The sequence below is a fragment of the Candidatus Binatia bacterium genome, assembly GCA_029243485.1.
Classification (GTDB): domain Bacteria; phylum Desulfobacterota; class Binatia; order UBA12015; family UBA12015; genus VGTG01.
In genome coordinates this window covers 691,742-718,053 of record JAQWRY010000086.1, presented here as the reverse complement: position 1 = coordinate 718,053, position 26,312 = coordinate 691,742, and the positions used below count along the sequence as shown (strand labels likewise).

Annotated in this window: 24 protein-coding genes; 10 read left to right on the top strand and 14 right to left on the bottom strand. The window is 64.7% G+C overall.

Annotated elements, in window-relative coordinates; all coding sequences use genetic code 11:
- Positions 1-18: 18 nt before the first annotated feature.
- The gene (locus P8R42_28165) at positions 19-195 is read left to right on the top strand and encodes a hypothetical protein (protein ID MDG2308472.1); all 177 of its coding nucleotides are present in this window, start codon (positions 19-21) and stop codon (positions 193-195) included.
- Positions 192-1,433, top strand: a complete 1,242-nt coding sequence (locus P8R42_28160) for a HAMP domain-containing sensor histidine kinase (GenBank protein MDG2308471.1) — start codon at positions 192-194, stop codon at positions 1,431-1,433. Before P8R42_28165 ends, P8R42_28160 begins: the two co-directional genes overlap by 4 nt.
- 34 nt (positions 1,434-1,467) lie before the next feature.
- Here the strand turns inward: P8R42_28160 and P8R42_28155 are convergent, their stop codons facing one another.
- The 7 genes from P8R42_28155 to P8R42_28125 form a co-directional block, all read right to left on the bottom strand.
- Positions 1,468-2,187: a hypothetical protein gene (locus P8R42_28155; GenBank protein ID MDG2308470.1), complete on the bottom strand. Its 720-nt coding sequence runs from the start codon at positions 2,185-2,187 to the stop codon at positions 1,468-1,470.
- 313 nt (positions 2,188-2,500) lie between these two features.
- Positions 2,501-3,775 carry a carbohydrate porin gene (locus P8R42_28150; GenBank protein MDG2308469.1) on the bottom strand — a complete coding sequence of 425 codons (1,275 nt, stop codon included), beginning with the start codon at positions 3,773-3,775 and terminating at the stop codon, positions 2,501-2,503.
- A 55-nt stretch (positions 3,776-3,830) separates the two neighbouring features.
- Positions 3,831-4,085, bottom strand: a complete 255-nt coding sequence (locus tag P8R42_28145; protein ID MDG2308468.1) for a hypothetical protein — start codon at positions 4,083-4,085, stop codon at positions 3,831-3,833.
- On the bottom strand, positions 4,082-5,698 hold the full coding sequence (locus P8R42_28140; GenBank protein MDG2308467.1) for an AMP-binding protein: 1,617 nt from the start codon (positions 5,696-5,698) through the stop codon (positions 4,082-4,084). Before P8R42_28140 ends, P8R42_28145 begins: the two co-directional genes overlap by 4 nt.
- 122 nt (positions 5,699-5,820) lie before the next feature.
- Positions 5,821-6,420, bottom strand: a complete 600-nt coding sequence (locus tag P8R42_28135; protein ID MDG2308466.1) for a nitroreductase family protein — start codon at positions 6,418-6,420, stop codon at positions 5,821-5,823.
- 273 nt (positions 6,421-6,693) lie between these two features.
- Positions 6,694-7,710 (bottom strand): ferritin-like domain-containing protein, encoded by a 1,017-nt coding sequence (locus tag P8R42_28130; protein MDG2308465.1) that lies wholly within the window; start codon positions 7,708-7,710, stop codon positions 6,694-6,696.
- A 22-nt stretch (positions 7,711-7,732) separates the two neighbouring features.
- Entirely contained in the window at positions 7,733-8,542 is an 810-nt protein-coding gene (locus P8R42_28125) for an alpha/beta hydrolase (protein ID MDG2308464.1), read from the bottom strand.
- 68 nt (positions 8,543-8,610) lie between these two features.
- Between P8R42_28125 and P8R42_28120 the strand changes: the two genes are divergently transcribed.
- The gene (locus P8R42_28120; GenBank protein ID MDG2308463.1) at positions 8,611-9,672 is read left to right on the top strand and encodes a hypothetical protein; all 1,062 of its coding nucleotides are present in this window, start codon (positions 8,611-8,613) and stop codon (positions 9,670-9,672) included.
- Here the strand turns inward: P8R42_28120 and P8R42_28115 are convergent.
- A complete protein-coding gene (locus P8R42_28115) occupies positions 9,619-11,535 on the bottom strand; it encodes an alkyl sulfatase dimerization domain-containing protein (GenBank protein MDG2308462.1) in 1,917 nt (638 codons plus the stop codon). The genes P8R42_28120 and P8R42_28115 overlap by 54 nt on opposite strands.
- 133 nt (positions 11,536-11,668) lie before the next feature.
- Here P8R42_28115 and P8R42_28110 point away from each other — a divergent pair, with 133 nt between their 5' ends.
- The 6 genes from P8R42_28110 to P8R42_28085 all read left to right on the top strand — a co-directional run bounded on the left by P8R42_28110 (position 11,669) and on the right by P8R42_28085 (position 16,681).
- Positions 11,669-12,376 (top strand): VTT domain-containing protein, encoded by a 708-nt coding sequence (locus P8R42_28110; protein ID MDG2308461.1) that lies wholly within the window; start codon positions 11,669-11,671, stop codon positions 12,374-12,376.
- 380 nt (positions 12,377-12,756) lie between these two features.
- Entirely contained in the window at positions 12,757-13,077 is a 321-nt protein-coding gene (locus tag P8R42_28105; protein ID MDG2308460.1) for a WS/DGAT domain-containing protein, read from the top strand.
- The gene (locus P8R42_28100) at positions 13,074-14,858 is read left to right on the top strand and encodes a M3 family oligoendopeptidase (protein MDG2308459.1); all 1,785 of its coding nucleotides are present in this window, start codon (positions 13,074-13,076) and stop codon (positions 14,856-14,858) included. The genes P8R42_28105 and P8R42_28100 overlap by 4 nt, the downstream gene beginning before the upstream one ends.
- A gap of 373 nt (positions 14,859-15,231) precedes the next feature.
- Positions 15,232-15,372: a hypothetical protein gene (locus P8R42_28095; GenBank protein ID MDG2308458.1), complete on the top strand. Its 141-nt coding sequence runs from the start codon at positions 15,232-15,234 to the stop codon at positions 15,370-15,372.
- 98 nt (positions 15,373-15,470) lie between these two features.
- A complete protein-coding gene (locus tag P8R42_28090) occupies positions 15,471-16,349 on the top strand; it encodes a VOC family protein (GenBank protein ID MDG2308457.1) in 879 nt (292 codons plus the stop codon).
- The gene (locus P8R42_28085; protein ID MDG2308456.1) at positions 16,346-16,681 is read left to right on the top strand and encodes a hypothetical protein; all 336 of its coding nucleotides are present in this window, start codon (positions 16,346-16,348) and stop codon (positions 16,679-16,681) included. The genes P8R42_28090 and P8R42_28085 overlap by 4 nt, the downstream gene beginning before the upstream one ends.
- An 8-nt stretch (positions 16,682-16,689) precedes the next feature.
- Here P8R42_28085 and P8R42_28080 read toward each other — a convergent pair whose 3' ends face one another.
- The 3 genes from P8R42_28080 to P8R42_28070 all read right to left on the bottom strand — a co-directional run bounded on the left by P8R42_28080 (position 16,690) and on the right by P8R42_28070 (position 20,033).
- On the bottom strand, positions 16,690-17,859 hold the full coding sequence (locus tag P8R42_28080; protein MDG2308455.1) for a GNAT family N-acetyltransferase: 1,170 nt from the start codon (positions 17,857-17,859) through the stop codon (positions 16,690-16,692).
- A gap of 55 nt (positions 17,860-17,914) precedes the next feature.
- A complete protein-coding gene (locus P8R42_28075; GenBank protein ID MDG2308454.1) occupies positions 17,915-18,328 on the bottom strand; it encodes a peroxiredoxin-like family protein in 414 nt (137 codons plus the stop codon).
- 130 nt (positions 18,329-18,458) lie between these two features.
- Entirely contained in the window at positions 18,459-20,033 is a 1,575-nt protein-coding gene (locus tag P8R42_28070; protein ID MDG2308453.1) for a hypothetical protein, read from the bottom strand.
- Between the two features lie 203 nt (positions 20,034-20,236).
- On the opposite strand from P8R42_28070, the gene P8R42_28065 reads away from it, so the two are divergent.
- A complete protein-coding gene (locus tag P8R42_28065; protein MDG2308452.1) occupies positions 20,237-20,611 on the top strand; it encodes a hypothetical protein in 375 nt (124 codons plus the stop codon).
- A 21-nt stretch (positions 20,612-20,632) separates the two neighbouring features.
- Here the strand turns inward: P8R42_28065 and P8R42_28060 are convergent, their stop codons facing one another.
- From P8R42_28060 to P8R42_28050, 3 genes are read right to left on the bottom strand one after another with little or no spacing between them, the layout of a single operon-like run.
- Positions 20,633-21,544 carry a bile acid:sodium symporter family protein gene (locus P8R42_28060; GenBank protein ID MDG2308451.1) on the bottom strand — a complete coding sequence of 304 codons (912 nt, stop codon included), beginning with the start codon at positions 21,542-21,544 and terminating at the stop codon, positions 20,633-20,635.
- An 11-nt stretch (positions 21,545-21,555) separates the two neighbouring features.
- Positions 21,556-23,193, bottom strand: a complete 1,638-nt coding sequence (locus P8R42_28055; GenBank protein MDG2308450.1) for a hypothetical protein — start codon at positions 23,191-23,193, stop codon at positions 21,556-21,558.
- Positions 23,190-26,249, bottom strand: a complete 3,060-nt coding sequence (locus P8R42_28050; GenBank protein MDG2308449.1) for a PEP/pyruvate-binding domain-containing protein — start codon at positions 26,247-26,249, stop codon at positions 23,190-23,192. Before P8R42_28050 ends, P8R42_28055 begins: the two co-directional genes overlap by 4 nt.
- Positions 26,250-26,312 lie beyond the last annotated feature (63 nt).

Below are 26,312 nucleotides of genomic sequence, written 5' to 3'. Positions count from 1 at the left end.
CCGTGGCATGAGCAACCGGTGACCGAGCGAATCCTGCTGATCGAGGAAGACTTGCGTCTCGCCGGAATGCTCCAAACGTGCCTCGGGGAGAATGGCCTCGAAGTCGAACGGCGCGGCGAAGCGGCGGGCAGACTGGACCTCGCCCGCCGCGGCACAAGGGCGGGGATCGGGGCGAGCGCAGGACTGACCAAATGAGGCGCCTCTACCACCAGATCTACTTCGCGTTCGTCGCGATCACCCTGCTCCTGATCGCCGTGGCGGTGATTCCCGATTGGGTCTACCGGTCTCGCCGACCGCCCCCGCGTCCGATCACCGCGGCCGCCCGGATGGTAGCCGGCGAGCTGCCGGCGACCGGCCCCGAACTGCAGCAGAGCCTCGACCAGCAGGCAGACCGGCTGGGACTCGATGCGACGATCTGGACCGCCGATGGCACGGCCCTCGCCTCCACAGGCGAACAGGTCGGCCCCCCCGTGACGGACCGCGGGCCCGCCCACTGGATCCGCCGCCCCGGGCCACCAGGGCTCGCCGTGCGGCTCGAGGACGGACGTTGGCTCGCGCTCTCCCTGCGCCACGACGACTTTCGCAGCTCCTACCGTTGGCCGGTCGGCCTCCTGGTCTTCGCGGGTATCGTCGCGCTCGGGGCCCTTCCCCTCTCGCGCCGGATCACCCGGCGGCTGGAACGACTGCGCGCCGGGGTCGAGAAACTGGGCGCAGGCGACCTATCCGCCCGCGTGGCCGTCGAAGGACGCGACGAAGTCGCCGAACTCGCAACGAGCTTCAACAACGCTGCCGAGCGGATCGATAGCCTCGTTGGGACACAGCGACGGATGCTCGCGAGCGCCTCCCACGAACTGCGCACACCCCTGGCCCGACTGCGCGTCGCCGTCGAACTACTATCGGCCAGGGCCTCACCCGGGCTCCGCGACGAGGCCGCAGCCGACATCGGGGAGCTCGACGAGGTCATCGAAGATCTTCTGCAAACGGCGCAGCTCGAAGGCGCCCCGGCGAAGCCACGCGAACCCGTCGAACTTCTCGGCATCCTCGCCGAGGAGGGCGCGCACCTCGATGCGAACACGAGCGGGGAGACCACCGTCGTCCAGGGCGACCCCCGGCTGTTGCGGCGGCTGATTCGCAACCTCCTACAGAATGCACAGCGACACGGCGGCGGTTCGAAGATCGAGGCGTCCGTTCACACTCTCGGACAACGCGGTGGACGCATCGAAATCGCCGACCGCGGCCCGGGGGTCCGCCCCGAAGATCGCGAACGAATCTTCGAAGCGTTCTACCGAAGCGCGGATCACTCCGAGGGACGCGACGGAGGCGTCGGCCTGGGCCTCGCCCTCGTGCGGGAGATCGCTCGCCACCACGGAGGCGACGCGCTCTGCCTCGAGAGACCCGGCGGTGGGACGATCGTGCGGGTCGACCTGAGCTGAAGCCCCGGTCGACCCGAGCACCCCGGCGCCGCGATCAGGCGGCCGCGTGTTCGACCTGCGCGGCCTGGGCTGCCGGCGGCCAGGCTCGGTAGGCATCGTCCACTTCGGCCAGGGCGTCCCAGAACTCCTTCTCGTACTCTTCCACGAGACGAGCGGCGCGGGCGAGAGCTTTTGGTGCGACGCCCTCATCCAATCCGTCCTGGACGATGCGTTGCATCTCATCGGACGAGGTCGGCATCGCTGCGAACCGACTCAGCACCCGCGTGTCCTTCGGGCCGAGGCCGTAGAAGGCGTAGAGCCCGCGGCTCAATCGACCGCACGCTGCGCCCCACACGGGGAGGTTCACGAGCGACACGATCGCGACCTCGGCGGCGGTGCCCTGCTCCGCCAGCCAGGCAAAGTAAGTGGCGTAGGTGAACCCGCCGCGGCGCGGCTCAAAGCTTCGAAGGTCGGCCTCCGACATTCCGAGCGCCTTGGCGAAGTCCGGCAGTTCTTCGGCGGCGGCTTTCGCACCTTCGAGACGTCGCCGGAAGAAGGGGCCGTTCTCCGTGTCGCCGAACCGTTCGACCAGCCGCTCGGACGAGCGGATCATGCTCTGCATGACGTGATACTGGTGGCCGGGCAGCGCTCTCAGCCCCTCGATGGTCGCACGACCCGAGGAGACGGTTTCGATGTACGGGTGCTGCGTGATTCCGACCTCGGTCGGTTCGACTTCCCGGCGCACCTGCGCCACCAGTGTTGCTGCATCTGCCATGACTCTGTCCTCTCTTTCCTCTTTCTCACTGCCTTCATTGAGTGAGACGCGAGGGAGAGACGACTATTCGAGCCTGGTTCCGCTGAAGCCCCACGGGCCTTCCTTCAACAGGGAGTGAACCCCGTCGAGATCGCTTACCACGGTTGGTACGAACGGGCTGGTGAACAGCGTCTCGAGCGAGTTGTCCTCGAAGCGGGCCAAATCGATCTGAACCGGGCGACGCGCAGGATCTCGTCTGGCCGTCGAATCCAGCACACAGCGGACGACCCCGCGGGGCTCACGATCTCCGACACCCTGCGCGATCAGGGGCCGTCTAGAAACCCATGTTGATCGCGCCCCCCACGACGAGGGTCGTGGGGATCCCGGGGTGCACGATTACCTGGACGTCGGGCTGCACGGTCATCCAAGGGGTGACCGCGACGACGTAGGTGAGTTCGGTCGCCATCTCGTAGCTGCCCTCGGAGGCGGAGCTAATCGCCCCGTACGCGAGATTGATCCCGAGTTGGTCGTCGCCTCGCCCGTCGATCAGGCCCTTGTAGACGAGCCCGGCCGCACCGAAGTACGAGATCAGACTCAGCTCCTGCCGTGGTGCAGCGGCGAAGGCGGCGAAGGCCGAAAGGCCCCGCGCGGGATCATCGCAATTCTCGTGTTGCGTGAGCTGCTGATCGACGAGCGCGTAGACCGTGTACAGCCCGTGCCCAGTCTCATCGGGATCGGCCAGCGTCGGCAGCGCACCGGTGTCGAAGTAACCGCCGATTCGGTACTGGCCCGCGAGCGCGCCCGTCGCCGCCGGAACCTTCACGCCGCTCTCCCCGATGAGCAGTGTGCTGACGGCGGGATCGAAACCGAAATCAACCCCGTGCGCCGAACCGAGACCGAGTTCTCGGGCGGAGCCATTGTAGGCTCCGAAGCGTGCGTACCAGCCGGAGTCGCCGTGCGCGTAAGCCACCCGCGCTCCCCACGCCGCGAGCGGGATCGCCTGAAACGCCGAGTCGTTCAAGAGAAGGCTGACCGGATTCCCGTTCATCGAGAGACTCAGGAACACGTTGTAGAGGGGCGAAACCGCGAAGTCGTTTCCGGTCACGATCCGGCCGGCGCGGAAGACGACGTCGCCGTCGAACACCTTCTGCTGCACGTACATCCGGTAGAGCCGCAACGAGTCTCCCCCGAAGATCGTCGATGCCGCGAAGTCGTTGCCGATGTACTCGGTCGACAGACTTCGCCCCGTCGCCCACGCAAGCGACGTGTAGACGCTCGAACCAGTGAAACCGACGAGCTTCTCGAGGTCGAAGTCGACCCCGAGCGTGAACATGCCCGCGTAGGCGAACCCACGAGCCTGCCCGCCGACGGGATTCCCGAGGAACGACGCGGCGTAGTCGCCCGTCAGATTGACGCCGGCGTCGTAGAGACGATTTCGGTGCCCGGCCCAATCACCCGACGCACACTGGTCGGACTGCTCGGGAGAAAACGGCAGGAACCGGTCGAGGAAATGGGCGTACGCCGGGGTCGTGCAAAGCCCGAACGCAACGACCACGAGCGCATGCCACGCCCCCCGCCTCAGACCGCCCGCCTCCCCCACGGTTCCCATTCTCCTCCGAAACACGTGTTTCCCAAAGGCGGTGCGAAAGCCGCGCTCGGAAACCTCAGGGGAGCGCCGCACGGACCCTCGAGACGAGCCGATTCTGCCCCCGGCGCTTGGGCACGTCGAAGCGGGCGAACTCCGCTGCGTCGAGCCGCACGTCCGCGAACAAGCCGGCCGGATCTTCATGGAAATGGAGGAACGCATGAGACTTCCGATAGAAGACGCCCCGCTTCTTCTCGGTGAGGCCATCAACCTTCCGAAGTGCAACCAACAGTGGCTCCAGTTGGCCGAGCCGCGGCTCTGAAATGTGCTTCACTCCTCGATCAGCTGCCGCTTCAGGACCTTGCCCGTCGGATTTCGCGGGAGCGCGTCGAGGAAGACGATCTCGCGCGGCACCTTGTACCGGGCCAGGTTCGTCTTCACGTAGTCCTTAAGGATCGATTCGTCCGCGCCGCCGCCATCCTTCAGAACCACAAAGCCTTTGAGGCGCTGACCGAATTCGGGATCCGGGACACCAATGACCGCAGCCTCGACGACCGCATCGTGATTGGCGAGGAGATCTTCGACCTCACGCGGGAAGACGTTCTCACCGCCGGAGATGATCATGTCGTCATCGCGACCATCGACGAACAAGAGGCCGTTCTCATCGAAGTGACCGACGTCGCCGCTCGACATCAGCCCGTCGATGAACTCCTTGTTCCCACCGCCAGTGTAGCCGTCGAACTGGTTGTCGTTGCCGACGAAGATCCTCCCGGTCGAGCCCTGAGGCACTTCCTTGCCGTTCTCGTCGAAGAGCCGCACGACGACGCCTCGCGGCGGGCGACCCGCGGTGCCCGGCGCCGAGCGGAGCTCGTCCGGCATCGCGATCGAAGCGTGCGCAACCTCGGTCGAGCCGTAGAGGTTGAAAACGTTGTCCCCGAACGTGTCCATCCAGCGGAGCGCGAGCTCGCCCGGCAGGGCCGAGCCGCTCGCAGCGACGATCTTCAACGACGACGTGTCGTACTTCTTGATGACATCCGGGCCGAGCTCGAGGATTCGCTGCATCATCACCGGGACGACGATCAGACCTTCGGGTTTGAGCTCCGAGATCGTCTTCAGGGTGTCTTCCGGGTCAAAGCGTCGACGCAAGCAGATCGTCGCGCCGATGTTCGAGCCCGTCAGGAGATGCACGCCGCCCCAGGAGTGGAACGTAGGTGCCGCAACGAGCGTCCGCATTCCGACCCACATCGGGATGCGCCCCATGAGCCCGATCAGGGCATCCAGGCTCTGGGCCTTCGCCTCACGCCGAGCCCCCTTCGGCGTGCCCGTCGTGCCGGACGTGAGGATCGTCGTGCGACCCGGCTTCGGCGGAGCGTCGATCTCCGAGCCGTCGTGCGAGGCGATGAGCTGATCCAGCGTGGTCTCGGGCGACTCCGAGTCATTGTACGTGACGAAGCGAGTGACATCGGGCGTCCCTTCTTCGACGACCGAACGGAACTCCTCGTCGTAAAGAATGACCCGAGTGCCTTCGCGTTCGCAGACTTCGCGAAGCTGGGGTGCGGCGAAACCCGTGTTCAGCAAAAGCGTGTTGGCACCGAGCTTCTCGAGAGCGCCCTGCGCCCGAACGAAACCACGATGATTCCGAGCGAAGAGGCCGACCCCGTCGCCGGGCTTCACCCCCACCTCTCGCAGCGCACGTGCAATCGCGTTGGACTGCTGATCGACCTCCCCGAACGTGAGCGAACCGGCATCGTCGATGAGACCGATCCCGTCGGGATTCCGCAGGGCACTGCCGTAGAACCCGCCGGCCGTCGTCGTCCCGAATTTCTTCGAACCGGCGGCGACGCCGCGCAGGAAGCTCGGGCTGAAGAAACCCGCTCCGCTTAGAACCGTTACGACTTCAGCCGCCCTGATGATGGGGCCGCCCTGACCGGTGCCTCGTAAACTCATGCCCGTGGTCTAATCAGGACCGACCCCCGTGTCGAGCCACCCCCCGCTGGGCAGGCCCGACTCCGAGGCGTGGGCTTGTGATGTGCACGATAGGGGCACGCGAGCCACTACCGGGCGCGGGGCTACCAGCGATCCCAGTGGAGGACCTCGTCGAGCGGCTTCCGGCGGACGGGGCCGAAGGGCCGCTCAGGCCACCCCAGCGCGATCATCACGCCCAGCCTCAGTTCGTCGGGCAGTTCCAGGACCTCGCGAACAACGGGTTCGACCATCGTGTGGAAGGTCGTAAACGTCGTGCCCAGCCCCAGAGCCCGCGCCGCGACGATGAGGTTCTGGGACGCGGGGTAGACCGCGGCCGGGACCAGTTCCGGGAGGGGGTTCTCACGCGGGTAGACCACCCGCCCACAAACGAAGATCCAGACCGGAACCATCTCGAAGCTGTCCATCAGGTGCTTCACGCTGCCGTACATGCGGCGCCCGCCGGCGCTCGGGTCGCCTGCCGCCATCTCGTCGATGATCGGATGCATGACGTCGCGCAGGGCCGTTGCGATCCGCGCCTTCGCATCGGGGTCTCGGAGAATGACGAACTCCCACCCCTGGCTGTTGCCAGGATTCGAGGCGCGTGTCGCCGCGTGGATCACCTTGCGAATCGAATCCTCGGGAACCGGATCCGGCTTCAGGTACCGCATGGCGCGGCACGTCTCCATCGCTTCGAATACGTCCATGCCCCTTCCGTATCCCAATCGATCGGAAGCCCGCTAGAAGAACGGGATGCGACGCTTCTACCTTGGGCTCACGCTTGGGTGCGCCGTCGTCTTCGGGCTCGGCTACTGCGCGCACAAGGCCCCCGACCTCGACCCGGACGCCGCACCGAACGGTGTGCGTCTACGACGGCTTAGGCCAGGTTGTATTCTCGCTGGACAGCTCCGGCGGAACGACGGCGCTAGGTGTCTACTACGACCCAACCCAGACCGGCGTCACCTACTGAGCTCCTAAGCCTACTGGAAGCCGAGCTCGCGGTCGGCCTGATCCGAATCGAAATCCTCGAACTGGATCAGACCCATACGCGTGTACGCCTCACGCACACGTGGCGTGAGAAGCCCGAGCTTCTTCAGGTTCGGAACGATCCGCTGAAAGAGCATGCTGCGGAACATCACGCCGGATGGAGAATTCAAGACGAGTTCCTGCACCTCATCCACGGGCCAGCCCATCGCGTTCGCGATCTCTTTCCCGACCAGGCGATCACGCATGAGTTCCGACGAGTAGATGATGAAGTCCTCACGGTCCTTCAACTCGTTCGCCGGCATGTCGTCGTAGTAGTTGCGCAGGGAGAGCACGCCGAACGCGACGTGGCGCGCCTCGTCCCGCATCACGTAGCGCAGGAGCTCTTTCAGGAGCGGCTCCTGAGTCAACTGAAACAGGTTCCCGAAGGCCGCCATCGCGAGCCCTTCGATCATGATCTGCATGCCGAGATACTTGAAGTCCCACCGACTGTCCTGAATCGTCGCGTCGAGAAGTTCCTTCAAGCTGTCGTTGATCGGCCATTCCCACTCGAGCTTCGTGCGAACGTACCGACTGAACACCTCGACGTGGCGCGCTTCGTCCATCGTCTGGGAGCCCGCATAGTACTTCGCCTCGATCCACGGCACGCCACCGACGAGCTGCGACGCCACGATCAGCGCGCCCTGCTCCCCGTGCAAGAATTGCGAGAGCTGCAATGCGATCTGCGCGTGACGAAGGCGCCCCTTCTCCTTCACATTCAGCTTCTTGTACGGACCGTAGTCGCTGAGCGGGTTTACGACATCCGGAACGATCTCGCTCTCGGGATCGACGTTCGTATCCCACGCGAGCTGCGTCGTGCTGTTCCACTGCTCGCGCTTCGCCTTCTCGTAGAGCTGGCCGAGGCCATCCTTCACGCTCGCGTAGTTCCAGGTGTAGTTCGTGTCGAATGACGTAAGAATGGTTTCGAGCTCGCGATCGAGCCCCTCGAGGGTATTGACGGCAGTACCGGCCATAGGAATCTCCTTCCCCTGAAACCTACGGGCTCGGCTCTTCCCGGGCAATATGGGAGACCCGACGGGCGAACGCCGCGATTCCATCGGCGACTTGCGGGTACTGGAAGATGTCGTTATGCCCCGCCCCGTCGATCCGGAGAAACTCCTTTGGCTCCGGGGCCGCCACGAACAGGGCTTCACCCAGCGCAAAGTCGACGATTTCATCGCGATCCCCGTGGGCGCCGAAGTACGGCACCCTAAGGCCTCCTACCCGCGCCTTCGAATCGAAGATACCCGCCGCGAGAAACGCGAGCGGGCCATAGTGGCTGCGCGCCACGTCGGCGATCGTCGTAAAGGTCGAGACCACGGCGACACCGGCGCACGGCCGCGCCATCGCGAGTTCGATGGTGACCGCGCCGCCGAGCGACTCGCCCAGACAAACGATCTCCGATGCCGGCACACCCGATGCCGTCAGCGAATCGAAGACGGCATGGGAGTCGAGATAGGCCCCGGCCTCACTCGGGCTCCCTTCGCTTCTTCCGTACCCGCGGTAGTCATACGCGAGCACGTTCAGACCCCGCCGCGCGAGCGTCGCCTGCACCTCATAGCGCCCTCCGATGTTCCCACCGTTGCCGTGCGCCCACAGAACCGTGGGCGCATCCGGCTCCGGCGCCGCCAGGTACCAGGCGTGGATTCGGATGCCGTCCTCCGTGGTGATCCAGCGGTCCTCTACCCCCGCAGGGGTGTCGGGCATCGCGCGATCCGGAAAGAACACGAGGCGGTCGACCAGGGGCAGAGAAAACCCCGCCGTCAGGACCGCGGGTGCGAGAAGCCAGGCGAGGGAAGAAGTCATGCCAGCCCGTTGTATCCCGCAATATTCCGCGTGTCAGCGGCTGCGAGATGGGATAGCTTGCTGCCCTCATGAGTCGGCGCCCACTCTCTGCGGGATTGCTCGTCGTCGGCATCATCGGCGCCGCACTCCTGATCTCAGAGCTTTTCCTCAGATTCTCGCTCAGCAGCCACGAGATCAACGGGAACTACTGGGCCCGCGGAGCGTTCTCGCCGCACGAGGCGGCGGGGTACATCCACCATCCGGGGTACGAGGGCCGCGCGATTCGGCAGGGGGTCTTCGACGTCGAAGTGCGAATCGACGAGAACGGCCTCCGCCAGTCGAACCTGGAAGCCCAGCTTCGGTATCCCCGACGGGTGCTGCTCCTCGGCGACTCGTTCGCCTTCGGCCTCGGCGTCGCCGAAGAGGATTCCTTCGCCTCGCGGATCCAAGCCGATCTGAACCCCGTCGGGATCGGCGTCATCAACGGCGCGCAGACCGGCTACGGGGCCGAGCAGGAGACCCTTCTCGGCCTCGAGCTCATCCGAAAGTTCGAGCCCGACCTCGTCGTCACCGCGCTGTTCCCCCTCAACGACATCGAGGCCGACTTCAACCGGCGTCACGAACGGGTCGAAGTCGTCGGGGGCTATCGCCTCTATCGCGATCGACTCCTCGCGACCCCGTGGGTGGATTGGATTCGCACGAACTCCGTCGGGTGGGTGCTCGCAGAGCGACAACTGGCGCAACGACGCGGAAGGGCCGGGCTCGAGGCGTTCGCCAGTGCGGCGAAGGCCGATCGCAACACCGTCATTCAACCGAGCCTCGCAGCGATCGATCGACTGAGCGAGGCCTCGAACGCCTCGCAGATCGAGTACGGCGTCGTCCTGATTCCTCCCGGCAGCCGGGGCTCCCCGTTCGATCGTCCGCTCATGCGGTCGCTCCGCGAGCGAAACCTTCCCGCCGTCAATCTCGCGAGGATGCATTTCGGCTCGGGCCACTACTTCGAGGGCGACGGCCACTGGAATGAACGCGGCCACGCGAAGGCGGCGACCCACTTCGCCGACTTCATCAAGCGACTCTCCAGACGCGGGCGTGCCTCGTCAGGGCGTCACGATCGGGAACGCCGAATCGAAGTTGTCGAGCAGACCGAATAGGCCGAGTAGCGACTCGGCCTTCCCTTCGATCGTCAGATCGCCCGACGCCAGAAGCTGATCGAACGGCGTGCGCCCGAGAATCAGAGCATCGAGGGCCGTGCGCTTTAGGCGCATCGTCGCGTCTGCCCCTCCGAGCTGTTTGTTCGGCGTGTGAGACAGCGCACCGTTCTCCACCCGCAAGACGAACTTCTCCCCGGTGTCCGTGAAATCAAAATTCACAGAAATTCTCTGGTCCGCAGCCTTCGGACCGTTCAGACGCACGGCCATGCTGTCGAAGATCATCCCGACGGACATCGAGGGTAGAACCCCGCCGGCGTTGTCGGTGATGTTCGGCGCGGACGCGCGATCGATCCCGTGCCGCAGTTCCTGGGCCGCCGAGAGATAGAAGCTGCGCCAAGGGCCGGATTCTGCCTGGTAGCCCATCTGCTCGAGGGCGTCAGCTTGCATCCCCTTCGCCTCTTCGTCGTCGGGGTCGGCAAACACGACGTGGTTCACGACCTCGGCGACCCATCGGTACTCCCCCGCCTCAAAGGCGGCCCGCGCCTTCTCGAGCGTCGCCGCCGCGCCGCCCATGAACTCGACGTACTTCTTGCCGGCAGCAACCGGCGGCAGGCCGTGGAGATGCGCCGGGTTTCCGTCGAACCAGCCGAGGTAGCGTTGGTACACGGCCTTCGCGTTGTGATTCAGAGTGCCGTAGTAGCCCCGAGCGTGCATCTCGGTGCCCAAGCTGTCCGGGACTTCGAGCTGTTCGGCGATCTCCAGCATCGTCTCGCCCTGGTTCGCCATCCGCATGCTCTGATCGTGGATGTAGCGGTACAGATCGCGCTGCTTCGTCAGAAAACCTCGCACCGTATCCCGTCCCCAGCGCGGCCAATGGTGACTCGCGAAGACGGAGTCCGACGAGTCGGCGAACAGCTCGATCGACTCGTCGATGTACTTGCTCCAGGAGAGTGAGTCGCGCACCTGTGCCCCGCGCGGCGTGTAGAGATTGTGGAGGGTCGCAGTGCAGTTCTCAGCCATGCACAACGACTTGTGCTGCGGAAAATAGAAGTTCATCTCAGCCGGGGCTTCGGTGTTCGGCGTCATTTGGAAGACGATCTCGACGCCATCGTACACGCGCTCCGCACCGGTCGCCGTGATCGACTCCGTCGGCGCTATGAGCCCCACGGATCCGAGCGCCGTGCCCTTCCCGAGCCCTGCATCCACGTGCCCCTGGGGCCCCGTCGGAAGAAGGTTCCCGTACATGTAGGTCGCGCGACGCCCCATCACGGCGCCGGCGATCACGTTCTCGCTCACCGCCGCCTCGAGGAATCCTTCGGGCGCGACGACCGCCGTTCGCCCTGCTGCGACATCCTCATCGGTGACCACACCGCGCACGCCTCCGAAATGGTCGATGTGGCTGTGCGTGTAGATGACCGTGTGAATCGGCCGCTTCCCGAGCTCTCGGTCGACGAGTTCCAACGCAGCCCGGGCCGTTTCGGCGCACGTGAGCGGATCGATCACGATCCAGCCCGTCTTGCCCCGAATGAACGTGACGTTCGCCAGATCGAAACCGCGAACCTGGTAGATTCCCTCCGCGACTTCGAAGAGGCCGTGGCGGGCATTGAGATTTGCTTGACGCCAGAGGCTCGGATTCACCGTATCCGGGGCTGGGCTCGACAGGAACGAGAAACGCTCGAAGTCCCAGAGGACACGACCGTCGTCCATTTCGATGCGTGGCTTGTCGGAGGTCGCCAAGAATCCTCGATCGGCGAACTCGAAGTCCACCGGATCGTCCAGCGGGAGGCTCGCAGCAACCGCCTCGTTGGCCTGACGGGTCGCCGCACTGGCCGGCTTGGAACCACCATCGTCTCGTACGCCCATTGACCTCTCCGTGTTTGCCCTTGCGGTCGGGCATCCTCTCCTATTTCTCGCTGATCGAGGTGGATCGCAACTGCCGACGGCGGTATGAAGGATTTCGTCTCACGCCCGAGCCTCCGAGGGCGGGCGCACCATCATGCTGAAGAGCTTTTTCAAGATCGCGGCGTTCGCCGTGCTGGTCTACATCTTGTCGAAGAACGTGGATCTCTCCTGGATGCAGAACGTCGAGGCGGCGAAGAACTACTTTCATCAGCTCGGGCCGTGGGCGCCCTTCCCATTTCTCGCCCTCTTCGTCGTCGGCGCCCTGATCCACGCGCCCGAACTCATCACCGTCGCGCTGGGCGGGATCATTTTCGGCGGCGTCATGGGCGTCGTCTACGGCTGGATCGGCGCGATGCTCGCGGGGTCGACGTGCTTCCTCATCGGCCGCTACGTCTTCCGGGACGCATTTCGCACAGCACTGATCGAACGCTTCAAAGCCCTCCGGCAACTCGATTCACAGTTCGAGAAATACGGCGTGCGCACGGTGATGCTCCTGCGGTTCGTGTTGTTTCTCGCCCCGCCGATGAACTGGGCGGTCTCGGCCACGCGGATCCGGTTTCGCGACTACCTTCTCGGGTCGGCCATCGGCCTCATTCCGGGCCTGGTGCTGACTGTGGCCTTCTCACAGTCGCTTGCGAAGCTGACTTCGGTCGATCAGCTGCTCACCCCTGACGTGCTCGTGCTCGGGTCGCTCGTACTCGCGTTCGTCGTCACGTCATTGGTGGTCGCGCGTCGATACTTCCCGGAGTCCGAAGCGGAGTCCGAAACGGAGAGGCCCGCGGAAACCACCCCGACCGACTGAATGGAAGCGTGAGTGGAAAGATTGAGTGGGCTCGGTGCCCCGTTCTTCTACGTCGAGACTCCGGGCTTTCACATGCACGTCGTCGGCGCCCTGGTCGTCGACCCATCGACCGCAGCGAACGGCTACGACTTCGAACTCATCGTCGCTCGATCGACGGAAGCCCCTCTGGGAAGTCTGGGTGATCGACGGACTCGAGGGCGGCAAAGTCTCGGTCGTCACCAAAGTCCATCACTCGATCATGGACGGCGTCGCCGGCCTCTTCGCACGCGGGCCGTGGTCTTCATCGAGCCGAGTCGGAGCGGGGGACGTCCCGGAGGTCTCGCCGGGGTCGCAGCCTGCGCCCAAAGCCTCCGCCGCGACCTCGCCTCGTCGAAAGCGGCATGCTCGTATACTCCGACATGAATCTCGCCGACCACCACCCTCCCGCCCTGAACCTCGTCGCCTCGAACGTTCTGGGACCGCCCTTTGCGCTCTACGCAAACGGAGCGACCGCAGAGGCCATGTATCCCATGGGCCCGATCATGGACGGAGGCGCTTTGAACCTCACCGTCATCACCTACCGCAACCTCATCGACTTCGGCGCCCTCGGCTACACCGAACTCGTCCCCGAGATCGACCAGATCGCCCACGGCTTCGGGACCGCAGTGCAGACCCTGCTCGATCGCGCGAACCTCGAACAACCTGCCGACGTGCCCCAGTGACCGTCCAACCGAACTGGGACATGACGCCGTACTTCGCCTCGTTCGGCGGAGCGGAGTACACCGCCTTCCGAGATCACCTCGCGATCGACGTCGACACCCTGCAATCCGACGTCGGCCGTGCCGATGCGATCAGCCCGGCGACCCACGAGGCCTGGACGGAGATCCTCGAGCGCCTCGAGGACGTGTTCGCTCGGCACCGCCATCTCGGTTCGTACCTCGGCTGTCTCGGCGCCGCAGACGCCCGCGACGACAACGTGAAGCGCGCCACCGCGGCCCTCGCCGCCTCGCGCGCCGAACTCGAGAAGATCTTCGTGCGGCTTCGCGCGGTCTTCCGAGACACGGCCGACGCGGACTTCGATGCCCTCCTCGAGACGGAGCGCCTCACCCCGATCGCGCACTTCCTTGGGCGAACACGGGACCGCGCGCGCTTCAGTATGGATGCGGACCTGGAAACGCTGGCCGCCGACCTCGACGTCACCGGCCTGTCCGCCTGGGGGCGTCTCTACGACCAGGTTTCGGGCACCCTCGAGTTCGACCTCGAGGTTCCCGGCCGACCGACGGAGCGTCTGCCGGTGTCCCGCGCCCGGAGTCTCCTCGGCAACGGCGACCCCGACGTGAGGCGCGCCGCTCTCCGCGGCGCCAACACCGCGTGGGAGAGCGTCTCGAGCACGACGGCGGCCTGTCTCAACGCGATCTCCGGCACCCGACTCACGCTCTACCGGCGCCGCGGAATCGAGCACTTTCTTTCCCCGGCTCTGTTCGACTCTTCGGTGTCGAAACGAACCCTCGAAGCGATGCTCGGAGTCGCGCGCGAACGGGCAGAAATCCCGCGCCGCTTCCTACGCGAGAAGGCGCGCCGCGCGGGGCGAGAACGCCTCGGATTCCAGGATCTCGAGGCGCCCGCGCCGGGAGAACCCGCGACCCGGGTCGCCTTCGACGAAGCCCGCGAGCGGATCGTGGCTTCCTTCGACCGCGTCTACCCGGAGCTCGCAAGGTTCGCAGTGAAGGCGTTCGACGAAAAGTGGATCGACTGGGAACCGCGCGTCGGCAAACGCCCGGGTGGCTTCTGTTCGTCGTCTTCCGTGATCGGTCAATCGCGTGTCTTCATGACGTACGACGGTGCCTTGGGCGACGTCTCCACTCTCGCCCACGAGCTCGGACATGCGTGGCACTCCTGGGTCATGCGCGACATGAAGCCCTGGTCTCGCGTCTATCCGATGACGCTCGCGGAAACCGCCTCGACGTTCGCCGAACAGCTCGTGATCGACGCCGTGCTGAGCGACGATGCCGCGAGCGAAAGCGACAAGCGTGCGGTCCTTGACGGGCGCCTCCAGGACGCGGCTGCGTTCCTTCTCAATATCCCGATGCGCTTCGAGTTCGAGAGCGCACTCTACGAAGAACGGGCGCACGGGGAACTCAGCGCGAACCGCCTGTGCGAACTCATGCTCGACGCCCAACGAAGCTGGTACGGCGACGCGCTCGCCGAAGACGAGCTCGACCCCTGGTTCTGGGCGTCGAAGCTGCACTTCTACATCACGGGTCTGAGCTTCTACAATTTCCCCTATACCTTCGGGTACCTGTTCAGCCTGGGGATCTTCGCGCGGGCCAAGCGGGAGGGGCCGGGCTTCCTCCCGACGTACGAGGCGATCCTACGGTCGACCGGCAGCGCGCCCGCCGAAAAGGTGGCCCGCGATCACCTCGGCGTGGACCTCGAGAGGCCCGACTTCTGGAACGAGTCGGTCGACCTGATCGAGGCCGACCTCTGCGCCTATCTGGGCTGAAAAAAGTCCCGAAATCGCCCCAATGTGCGGCGGTGCACCGGAAATGAACGCCGAAGGAGTTCACGGGACCGCGCCGCGTCGTGACCGATTCCGGGCGATCCCGCCGCCCGCATGAACCGTGGCCCGGTTGATCGAGTGGACCCGCGACGGCTCGGCGGCTGCAGCATGAGCTCCGCCGTTCTCGCTCTCCTCGCGCTCGCTCGGTCCAACGCGGCGAAAAACACGCTCAACAAGGCCCGCGGGATCTTCTTCGCCGGAGGAGGAAGACCTCTCCCTCCATCACGAACGAACACCCTTCCAGTTCTCGTACAACCTGGAGCTCAGCGGCGACGGGTACGCGCGCTTCGACTACCAACTGGGTCGAGACGGAACGATGGTGACGATGTTCAGCCCGACCCCGATTTCGTCGAACGAGTGGACCCACGTGGTGGTCACGTGCCACGAGGCGATCCTGTACTTCGGCAAACTCGAGAGGGCCGAGGCGGAGGCGCTTCATCAGAGCTACCGGTCCTGATCTCCTCCTCCCCGCCGGGGCCTACAATTGGCTCGAATCAGCCCCCCGAGAGAATTCTAAGGTTGTGGCGAGCGGCTTTGCCCACTAGTTGTCGACGGATGGGAGAGCCCATCCGCACAGAACGTCCGCCGCGCCTACAAGCCACCTTCGCTGTCTTGGCGCTCGTCCTCGTCGCGAGCTGCAGCGACATTCAACCGCCCACGATGCCCGCGCTCCCCTCGGCGAGCGGCGCGCACACGCCGGGCCGGATCGTCTGGATCGACCTGCTGACCGCCGACTTCGAAGAAGCCGAAGCCTTCTACGGCCCGCTGTTCGGATGGACGTTTCAGAAGACGACGGACCCCGACTATCGGTCGATCTCTCTCGGTGACGAGCCGGTGGCCGGAATGATCGAGCGAGACGAGCAGGACAACGAGGCGGAAGCGATCTGGCTCACCTACCTCTCCGTGCCCAACGTCAACCGCGCCTCCCAAGAAGCCAAGAGCTCGCTGGGGCGGGTGCTCATGAAACCTCAGGAAGCTCCCGAGCGCGGTCGCGTCTCCGTCGTTGCCGACAGCGACCACGCGATCGTCGTCCTCCTACGGGCCTCGGGCGGTGACCCGGCCGCATCTCCCGTGCGAGACGGCGAGTTCCTCTGGGCCGACCTCTGGACCCACGACCTCAAAGGCGCGGCGCGCTTCTACAAGAAGGTTGCCGGGCTCGAGGTGAAGACCGTGAAAAAGCGTGACGGTTCGACCCAGCACTTGCTCGTGAAGGATGGCGTGGCGACCGCTGGCCTCGTGAAACTCCCGTGGAAGGAAGTCCAGGCGAATTGGCTTCCGTACGTGAAAACAGCGGACGTCGCCGCGACGGCGCGGAAGGCCGTGCAACTCGGCGGCAAAGTTCTGCTCCAGTCAAAAAACACAGCGGTGATTCAGGATCCCGAGGGCGGCGCGATCGGAATTCAATCCAAAGCACCGAAGGGAGATCCGCGATGATTACGTTTCGTGTTTGTTTGTCGATGTTGTTGATCGCGACCGTCGTCTCCGCGTGCTCCGGATACCGGCGCGGGCCGAACATGTACGGCGGGGTCCGCGTTGGGAGCCCCTGGTATGGCTATCCCGGGTACGGGTACGGCTACCCGGTTTACGTCGGCGACGGCGGCAACCCCGACATCGACCTCCCGCCGGAGAACCTCCCCAGCCCACCGCCCGAAGCGGTTACGCTGCCCTCGATGGGCATGCCCGACGCGGGGGGTTACGGCGGGGGTTACGGCGGAGGCTTCGACGGTGGAGGCTTCGACGGCGGGGGCTTCGACGGCGGTTTCTGAGCCCTGCCCTAGGAGTTCGGTCGCGGCTTGAGCTGGCTGCGCTCGCCCATCGCATCGATCACTCGCGAAACCTCTTCGCGCTCCTCCTCGAGGAAGCGACCGACGGCCTCACCCAGCCTCGGGTCGCGTAGATAATGCATGCTGCGCGTTTCCTCCGCGTCGAAGCCGCGCAGCCATTTGAACTCGCCACCGGCCCCCGGCTCGAATCGTTCGAGGCCGGACGCGATGCAGTGCTCGATCGTCGCGTAGTAGCAGACATTGAAATGGAGATGCCGCACCTCCTCGTACGTGCCCCAGTAACGCCCGTAGAGCGCTCCGCTCTTCTGGACGTTGAACGTGCCCGCAATCACCTCATCGTTCTGCCGGGCGACGAGGAAGCACAGGTTCTTGCGAAACCGCTCGCGCAACATGTCGAAGAAGGACGAAGACAGATAGCGTCGTCCCCAGGCGTACTTGTCGACGGTGGTGAGATAGAGACGATACATCTCGGCAAACATCTCGTCGGGAATATCGTCTCCGACGAGCGCTTGGATCTCGATCTTCTGATCGCCGAGGATGCGTCGCTCGCGCTTGATCTCTTTCCGACGCTTGTGCCGAAGCGCACCGAGGTAGTCCTCGAAGGACTCGTAACCGTGGTTCCGCCACTTGTACTGAAACCCTCTGCGCTCGATGAAGCCGACGTCGGCCAGAACGGCGGCTTCGTCCTCGTTGCAGAAGTTCACATGGATCGAGGAAATCTCGTTCTCGTGACACAGATCGCGCAGCGCCTTGCCCAAGGCCCGGATGATCCCCGCGCGGTCGAGGTCGGGCGCAACGAGAAACCGAATCCCGGTGGCCGGCGTGAACGGCACCGCGACGAGCATCTTCGGGTAGTACTCGATCCCGCCCCGGTGCGCGGCGTTCGCCCACGCGTAGTCGAAGACGAACTCCCCCTCGCTATTGGTCTTCAAGTACAGCGGGCACGCGCCGACGAGCCGGTCGGCCTGATAGAGCGTGAGGTGCTGGGGGCTCCAACCGGTGTCGCCACCCACGCACCCGGCGTCCTCCAGAGAGGCGAGCCATCCCCATTCGAGGAAAGGCGACTCGTCCCCCACGAGGGCGTCCCACTCGTCTTGGCGGACGTCGTTCGCGAACTGCGTCAGAACACGGAGGGAGAACAGAGCGGGTTCAGAGGACATTGGGCCCAGGGATCCTCGTATGTCGCGAGCTTCGGGGCAACCGGAATTCGGAGGATCAGCCCCGCTGAGGAATCGCAGCGAGCAACTCGTCGATGGGAGCGTGATCCGTGCTGTCGCGGTCGATGTGCTCGTACTGGAGCGCCGGCCCGGGCGAGATCACGAAGCTGGCCCCCAACTGCGTCACGCGCTGGCCCACCTTGTGGACCCCGTAGCCACGCCGCATCGTCTCGCGCGTCGGGCCCCAGGTCCGAGGATGGAATAACCCGATGAACGAGGAGACCTTCACCGCCGCCGCTCGGGCCGCCGCACCATCATCGTCCACGAGAACCGGGAACGGAATGTTCTCGCTCGCGACGAAGTCCTCTGCGTAGCGGACGTCGCCCGTTCCGATCGCAACGACCTCGCTCCCCTTGCCGCGGAATTCCTCGTAGCGCTCGCGCAACTGCGCGGCATGTTCACGACAGTGCAGTCAACCGAAGTGCCTGAGGAACACGAGGGCGACCGACTGGTCTTCCCAGAACCGGCCGACGCGATGTTCGGTACCGGACGCGTCCGGGCGGATGAGCAGATGAAGCGTCTTCAGATCCATCGGTCTAACCTCAGTCGTTGGGAGCGCCGGCTTCGATCCACGCGCGCACCTTGGCGATGACCGCGTCGTCGAGAAGATTCGGAGCGTTCCGGGGCATCGACGCGACCACGTTACCCGCATCATCCGTGGGCTCACACTGCGAGAGCAGTCGATACAGCCAGCTGTTCGACGGATCACCCGGCATCACCAGCGGCATCTCAGTCTGGGCCGAGGTCACACTGCGCGTGAGGAGGGCCTCGTGCGGATCCGTCTCGAGATCGAGCCCCGCAACGGGTGACTCGGCGCCGTGGCAAGCAGAGAAGGCGCAACTCGGCGTGAGGACCGTGTCGCGGATACTCTGGAACGTGACCGGCGCTTCCGCTGACGCGCCCAGCGAGGCATCGATGCACAGAAGCACCGGCGGTAGGTCTACATCCGAGGGTTTCGACTCGGGAACGTAGAGCGCTCTCTGCATCTCAGCGTCTGTCGGCGGCACCTGGGCCGCGTTCGACGGAACGGCGAGCCCTTCGCAGTTCCCGCTTCGGCGGAAAATTCCGTCGTCCACGCCGTCGTCACCGTGCGTGTCCTCGTCGACCCAGGCGTCCATGAGCACGTCACCCGAGGCCAAGCCGAGCATGACGCACATCTCCTGGTCGCCGATGCCCCAGCCGATTTCCTCGTCGGTGGGGTTGCGGAAACCACAAGTCATGCGAATACCGGTCGCACCCGTCAGGTCGACGGGTGGGTCGAACATCTTGCCGTTCGCCTCCGCATTGAAGCGATCGATCGTGTGCAGAAGCTCCCCGTCACGCTCGCCACCGATCAACTCCGCACGGAAGTAGTTCCCGCTGTAGTGGTAATGCGGAAGCACCCAGTAGAGCTTGATATCCAGCGGGCGCCCGGTGACCGTCTCCGCGAGGGCTTCGAGATCACACTCCGCAGTGTACCGCGCCTCGCTGTTCGCCGGAATGTCGAGCGCGTAATAGCTGATACGGAAGGGCTTCAGCAGGACTTCGACATCACGCGGATGGGCGAGCTCGAGAGTCATCCGAAACTGTGTCGTGATCTCGCGCGCAGACGGGTTCAGCATGTGGATACCGGCTACGACTTTGTGGTGCGGCGGCACCTTGATCACCGCGCCCGGAACGAAGCTCTGAGTTTCGAGCTGCGACTGCGTGGACTGCGCGAACAGCACCGTGCCCTCGACGGCCGCGCCAAGCTCGCTGAACTCGCGATCGCGGCAACGGAAGTAGCCATCCTCCCCGGGGAACGTCGTCTCGGGGACCACGAACCAGTTCGAGTGGTGGTAGGCGCCTGAGTTGCTCACAGTCACGGCGCTCACCCACAGAGACTCTGCGTTGTCGAGAGTCCACGACACGCACTGCGACCCGACTTCCTGCCCCGGTCCGAGCACGTAGTCGCCAAAGTCGTGCGTGAGGCTCGCCGAAGACGGCGGAGCGGGTGCGGGCGTGGGAACCGGTGCGGGTTCCGCGGTCGGTACCGGCTCGGACGGCGGCGCCGCGGGAGAGTTCCCGGTCGAAGCGGAATCGCCGCATGCCGCGATCCCGAGTGCCAACGCCAACACCATGTACCGAGAGCAAGTCACAGTCGGGAGCATAGGATACGCAGCCCCAAGCGATCAATGCGGTCCCGTCGAAAGGTCGTACCTTCGGAAAGTCTTCAGGAATCGGGGCCAAGCCCCGTTGACTGAACCCAGGACCGCCCCCAGAGTGTGCGCTTCCCGCCTGGAACTTCGCCATTCGGCGTAGCTCGAACACACAGCACCCCCCACAAAAGGAGTCTTCATTCGTGCGATCCCCGCTCTCTCGCCTCGTTCTCTGCGCCGCCGTTTCTCTCACCGCGCTTCCGGCCTTCGCGGGAACCAAGATGTTCTCCCCCCTCGACCACCGCGTCCTCGAGCAGACGACGCTGGTCCCCGCGGCGGGATCGGTGACGGCGTACACCGTTCCCAGTGACGCGCACGTCGTACTCACGCGCTTCTGCGGCGGCGGCTGCATTCAGTGCGAGGGAGCGACGCTCGGCCGGAAGGCGTTCCAGGCGGGGACGGCAAGATGCGTCGAGCACCCCAAGGGAATCGAGATGCCTCCCGGCGAGACGGTGCACTGTACGAACACGTGCAAGACGATGCGTGCGGCGCTGTTCAGTGGGCTCCTGCGGCAGTAGCCGAACACCGACGCGATCGACTCACTCGGAGCGTCGCCACCGCGCAGCGAGATAGCTCCCCAGGACCGAGTGCACGACGCTCGAAATCGCACCGGGTACGGCCGTAAGCGGGTTCGCGAAGTGCGATCGCGCCAGTACGACCGCGAGGCCAGAGTTCTGCATGCCCACTTCGATCGAAACAGTCCGGCGGATCGTCTCTTCGTAGCCAAAGAACTTCGCGAGCATGTACCCCAGCACGAAGCCGCCGCTGTGGAGCAGAAGCACCGCGGAGACCAGGCTGAATCCCGATCCGAGGATCGCGTCTGCGCTCTGCCCGATGACACTCGCGACGATCAGGACGATCGCAACCACGGCGATCAGCGGCGACGCTGGCTGCACGACCCGTACGAGCTTCGGGGCGAAATGGTTCAGCGTAATCCCGAGAAGAACGGGCAGGAGGACGACCTGCACCGTGCTCTGGAACAGCCCCCAGGCGTCAACCGGCACCATCGTTCCAGCGAGCCATTTCGTGAGGAGCGGCGTCAGGACGATCGCGCCCATGGTCGAACACATCGTCATGAGAACCGACAGCGGCAGGTTCGCACGCGCGATGTAGGTCACAACGTTCGACGCGGTACCACCGGGACACGCGCCGGTCAGGATCAATCCAACCGCAAACGGCGTGTCGAGAGATAGAGCCTGCGCGATCGCCCACGCGAGATACGGCATCACGAGGAACTGGCTCACGAAGCCGAGTGCGACCGGCCGAGGAACCTTCAGAACCTGGCGGAAGTCCGCGAACGAGAGGGTGATTCCCATCCCCAGCATGATCACCGCGAGCCCCCAGACGATCAGGGGGCCTCGGAACCAGGTGAAGAGGGGAGGATGGACGAGCGCCAGCCCTCCCCCGATTACGACCCAGACCGGGAAGAGATTCGTTGCCGTTTGCAGCATCGAGGCGCGGTTCAGCCGGCCTTGTTCTCGGGAAACGGGTAGCGCACTCCAACCTTCCGAAGTTCACGGGCGAAGCCAATGTCGATCATCCGATAGAACTGGATTCGCTCCGCCTCGTACTCCGCCTCGTAGAGATTGATGTCGTCGTACTCGAAGCCATCGATCGCCGTACGGCCGACGAATTGGCCGTCCCGAGCCGACTTGAAGTACGGCGTCCCATCTTCGCGGTAGAGAAGTTCGCCACCATACAGCCAATCGTAGAACGCCTTGCGCTCGTTCCTCACGCGAAGCTTGTGCGCCTTCTTGTTCTTTAGCGAGAACGCGATGAAGTACCGAACTCCCATGACCTCGGGCGTTCCATCGCCATCGATGTCGAAGACGTCATAGAGGTGTGACTTGTTGAGGAACGTGTCGATCTCGTAGAGCCGCTTGGCCTCCGAGGGCATCACCTGACGAAGTTCCGAGATGTGACCGGCGTTCACGTGCGTACAACCGTGAGACATTGGGCCGCGCGAAAGAAGCCAAAGGTAGCGATAGTCGCCGTCGCCGCGACGGCCGCGGTCGATGTCATGCCAATCCGACGGTAAGAAGTCCGTCTTCGGCGGCTCCATCTTCCACCACAGCGTGTGGAAGGAATTGTGGAGCTTGTCGCCTACGTGCATGTAAGGGATCCACGGGAAGTAGCCGTAGACGGCCTTGTCAGGGATGTGGTCGACCGTTTTCGTCCGCTGATGGGTCGTGAGCGCGCGGCGACCCGGAGTCGGATACATCGGAATCTTCCGCCCGCGGTATTCCGTGAACTCGTTGAAGCTCCCTACCGGGTAGATCGCGGTGAACTCGACGAACTGAAGGGAATCGCCCACCTGCGGGTACATGCCGCCGCTCACACGCGCGAGGAGCTTCAGGTACGCGGTCGTCACGTCGGCGGAAGGCGTGTCGCCGTCGCTCACCGCCCTCTTCACGAGCGCCCTCAGTTCCTTCGTCGTGGTGCCGTCGATCTTCGCGTGCCACAGACGCGTTGGTAAGAGACCGTTCAGCAGTTGGAGGCGGCGGCGTTCCTTCATGCCCTTCGCGTCTTCCGGCCGCACTCGCTTCATCCAGCGCCGGACCAGATCCGACGTGGGCATGTCGATCCGGAAGACCCGCCCCGGGTTCAGCTTCGCCATGAGCGCGAGATTGCGCGCGCGGATCGCCTCCGCAGAGAGACTCGCCTCCTGTGCGACGAGACCGCCGATGTCGACCTGGCCCAGCCGGGTCTCGAACTCGTCAAAGGACGTGTTCTGGGTGAGCACGATGCGCTTCTTCTCTGCGAGCGACCCGTACGTCGTGCGCCGATGCGCGAGGTCACGGACGTAATCGTCGATCACCTCTTCCGAGAGGACCTCCGTCACGCGGAGCTGGTTGCCCCGCCCGAGGTGCAAGTGGACGCGCGAAGGCTCGAGCGAACGGGGCGCAAAGCCCGTGTAGAACGAAGGCTCATACTTGTCGTACGGCACCCCGTAGGCCGGAGGTTCCTCCAGCTGCCCCTTCTTGCGCACCGGATAGAGATCGATCTCGTCGCCCCCCACCCCATCGGCACGCGACGGGGCCGGCGCGAGGAGGAGTGCCAGGAGGGCCCCCGCCCCGATTCCGAATGTGACTCTCTTCATCGAAGCGTCTCCTCGAGCGAGATCGTGTCCGAGCCACCCGGCTTCTCACCGTCGAGGGCGGCCAGGGCCGGCATGTTCTTCAACTCCTCGTTTCCGACGAACGGGCGCGTCTGGAAGAGCCAGAGATGTCCGTCGGCGAATCCGAACTCGACGTCCCACGGCATGGGCTTGCCGCCGGAGTCCAACGCCGGCTCGAGCTCTTCGGTTATCTTCTGCGCGGCATCGATCAGATCCTCCAGCTCGTCTTCTGAGAGGACGTAGGAGCTGCCGGTCGCCGGTACGACCTTGCTGCCCCCTCCCGGTTGCAGCAGGCGACGCCACGGCGACTTGAACATCGTGATCAACTCGATCCCGTCGTCGGACCAGAGCAGAGTCTCGGCCGGAGTCCCGTCGACGGCCCCGCCGACGCCCTCGGACGTCGCCACGAGCATCTTCGTCTGGTCGCCGGTCTCGATATCGGCCGTCACGAGCACGCCAGACTTCTCCGAAGGAATGGACTCGAGGATGACGATCGACGGCAGGACCCACATCGGCTCGTCGATCAGAGTCTGACGCCAGGAGAAGGAGCGGTACGAGAACGGCGACGCCCAGACTTCCTTGATGCCGGCGTAAACCGCGTCGAGCGAATGGAGGTTGAAGAGAGTCAGGTTCAGGCCCGCCCCGTTGAAGTCGTCGAGATCCTCGACGTTGGTATCGCTTCGGACGAAGCAGCCAACCGTCTGCGACGGGTCGGCGGGATCGAGGAGCCCCTGCTCCTTCAGCCGATCCCGAATGGCCGTCTTCAGGTCCGGCGCAAGCGGCGACTCCTGCAACGAGTACTGCATCACTTCGAGTCGCGGACGAATCCAGGCCGAGAGATCCTTCTCCGACGCACCGGCGGGAATCATCTCGCCGAAGAACTTCGCGTAGGTCGCCTCGACGAACGTCGGCAGCGGCTCACCCGCCTGCGCAATGCCCTTCCCGGCGAGCGACTTCGGCACGGAGACCTGCGCCGCCTGAAAGTGTGCGTAGTAGGCGCCGAAGGGAACGACGACACCCCGGGCGACGTTGTCCGGGAACAAATAGCGCAGCTCGCCCAGGAACGACGCCTTGGGGCCTGCACGAACGCCCGAGTCCTTCCGGCGCATGTCCGAAAGAGGCAGCGGAGCGGCCGAGGAAATGTCGAGTCGTTCGCGATCAATGTGAAGCTTCTTCGACTCGGCGCCGAGCGAACCATCGGACGAGCGCTCCGCGCTCTTGCCGAACTCCGCGACCACCGCCTGCTCGGCCGAGTCGATCTCAGCGAGCTTCTCGATGTGCACGCGCCCGCCCGGCGTCGCGATCAGGACGATTTCTTCCCCCTCATACTGCGCAAGCTGTTTGAACTGCCCCGCGCCGAGCACCACGTTCGGAATGCCGAGTGCACGCGCGAGCAACTGAACATGGGAGACGACATTGCCTTCGCCCTGCGTGAGGATGCCCGCCGCGGGCTGCAGATCCGGCGGCGTCTCGGGAAGCGCGACGATCTCCTCACGCGAGTAGGTCCCGGCCTTGGGGTTGATGCGAAGTGTGCCGACGGCCAGTCCCGGGTTCAGAGCACGGATGTCGGAGCTCACGTTCTCACCGAACACCCGGTGTCGGATCGGCTCCGTACCCGAAGCATGAGTCTCCAGCCGATCCAGGAAGCCCGCGTAAAGCAACAGCGGCGAGCCGCGAAGAACGTCATCGGCGATGAACGCCGTCGAGGGCAGGAGGAACGTCCAGGGCCCGAGCACCTCTTCAAACGCGAGCATTACACCCGTCTGGGCCCACTCCACGACGCGCTTCGCCCGGCGAACCACTTGCTGCAGTTCCTCGCGGGAGAGACTGCTCTCGTCGGCCGCGCCGCGCAGATTTTCAATCGCGGCTTTCCATTCCCGACCCGTGAGGAGCCCGGCGCCGTATGCTGCATCCGTGAGAGCCGCGAGGAGTTCGAGATCCTGCCGGACCGTGAGCGGCACGTTCGCGCCGAGAAGATCGGAACCACGTCGCTGAATGACCGCAGACGCGGTGACAGAGATGTCGAGCAGCCGGCGCCGATCCGCCGGCGTCACCTCGGCCGCGCGCACAGCCTCGCGCGCCTCCACCATGATCTTGGCGAGCCCACTGATCTGAGCGACCGGGCCCGAGTCCTTCCCGGGGAGCGTCTCCTGGAGAGTCTCCCGTACCGAGCCATCCTGAATGCCCTTGATCTGCGGGATCAGCACGGACTCGTCTAGCGAGGTGAGCTTCCGAATTTCCTTTATCAGCGTATCGACGTCGTTGCGGGCCGCGCCTGCCGGCATCTTCTTTCGGTAGGCCTCGAGGCGAGGCAGCAAAGCGGCTGAGACCTGGTTGTGCGTGGCGTCGCGCAGCGGCTTGAACTTCCGGTCGGCCGCGTACGTACGACTCGCGAGGTTTCGGATCGTCTGGATCTGCCCCTGATCGTCGCGCACAAAGAAACGACGCTGCAACTCGTAGGCGAGCAGGTGATGTCGGTCATCGTCGAACGAGGGGGCAGACAGGTAGCGCTCGGCGAACAACGGCGCGTCGCGTGCCTCGTACTCCGCACCCGAGAGGCCACCGTACGCACGCATTTCGGCGAGCTTGTGTTCAGGATGAGTGTCGATGAAGAACTTCTCGAGGATGTAGCCGCGGACCAAATCGTGGTGATCGGGGAACTTGTCCCACTCCTCCAGATCCCGAGAAAAGATGTTCGCGATGTACATCCGGTGCTTCGCGAGCGCCTGCGCCCAATCCGTACGATAGGCCGCGCAGAACTTCGCCGTCGTGCCGCAGGGGCTGACGATCCGGCCGCCCGGCAACTGGACCGGCTTCTTCGCCCCGTCCTGGCAGACGCAGAAGTTGGGGGAGTACGGCCCCTTCTTCTTGCTCAAGCAGAGCGCAAAACTCCGCTTCAGCTCCTTCTGCGTCGCCGTATCGAGCTGCGCCCCGTGTCCGACCGCTGCGCCGACGGCATGCGGCTGAGCAAACAAAACGAGGATGGAGAGCACACCCGCCCATAGGGCGACGACGAACCGATTTCTTTTAATGGCCACGATTTAGCCTTCTATCCGCACAGGGGGAGCGGAACAACGTCGCTTGGCTTGACCGTTCTACGG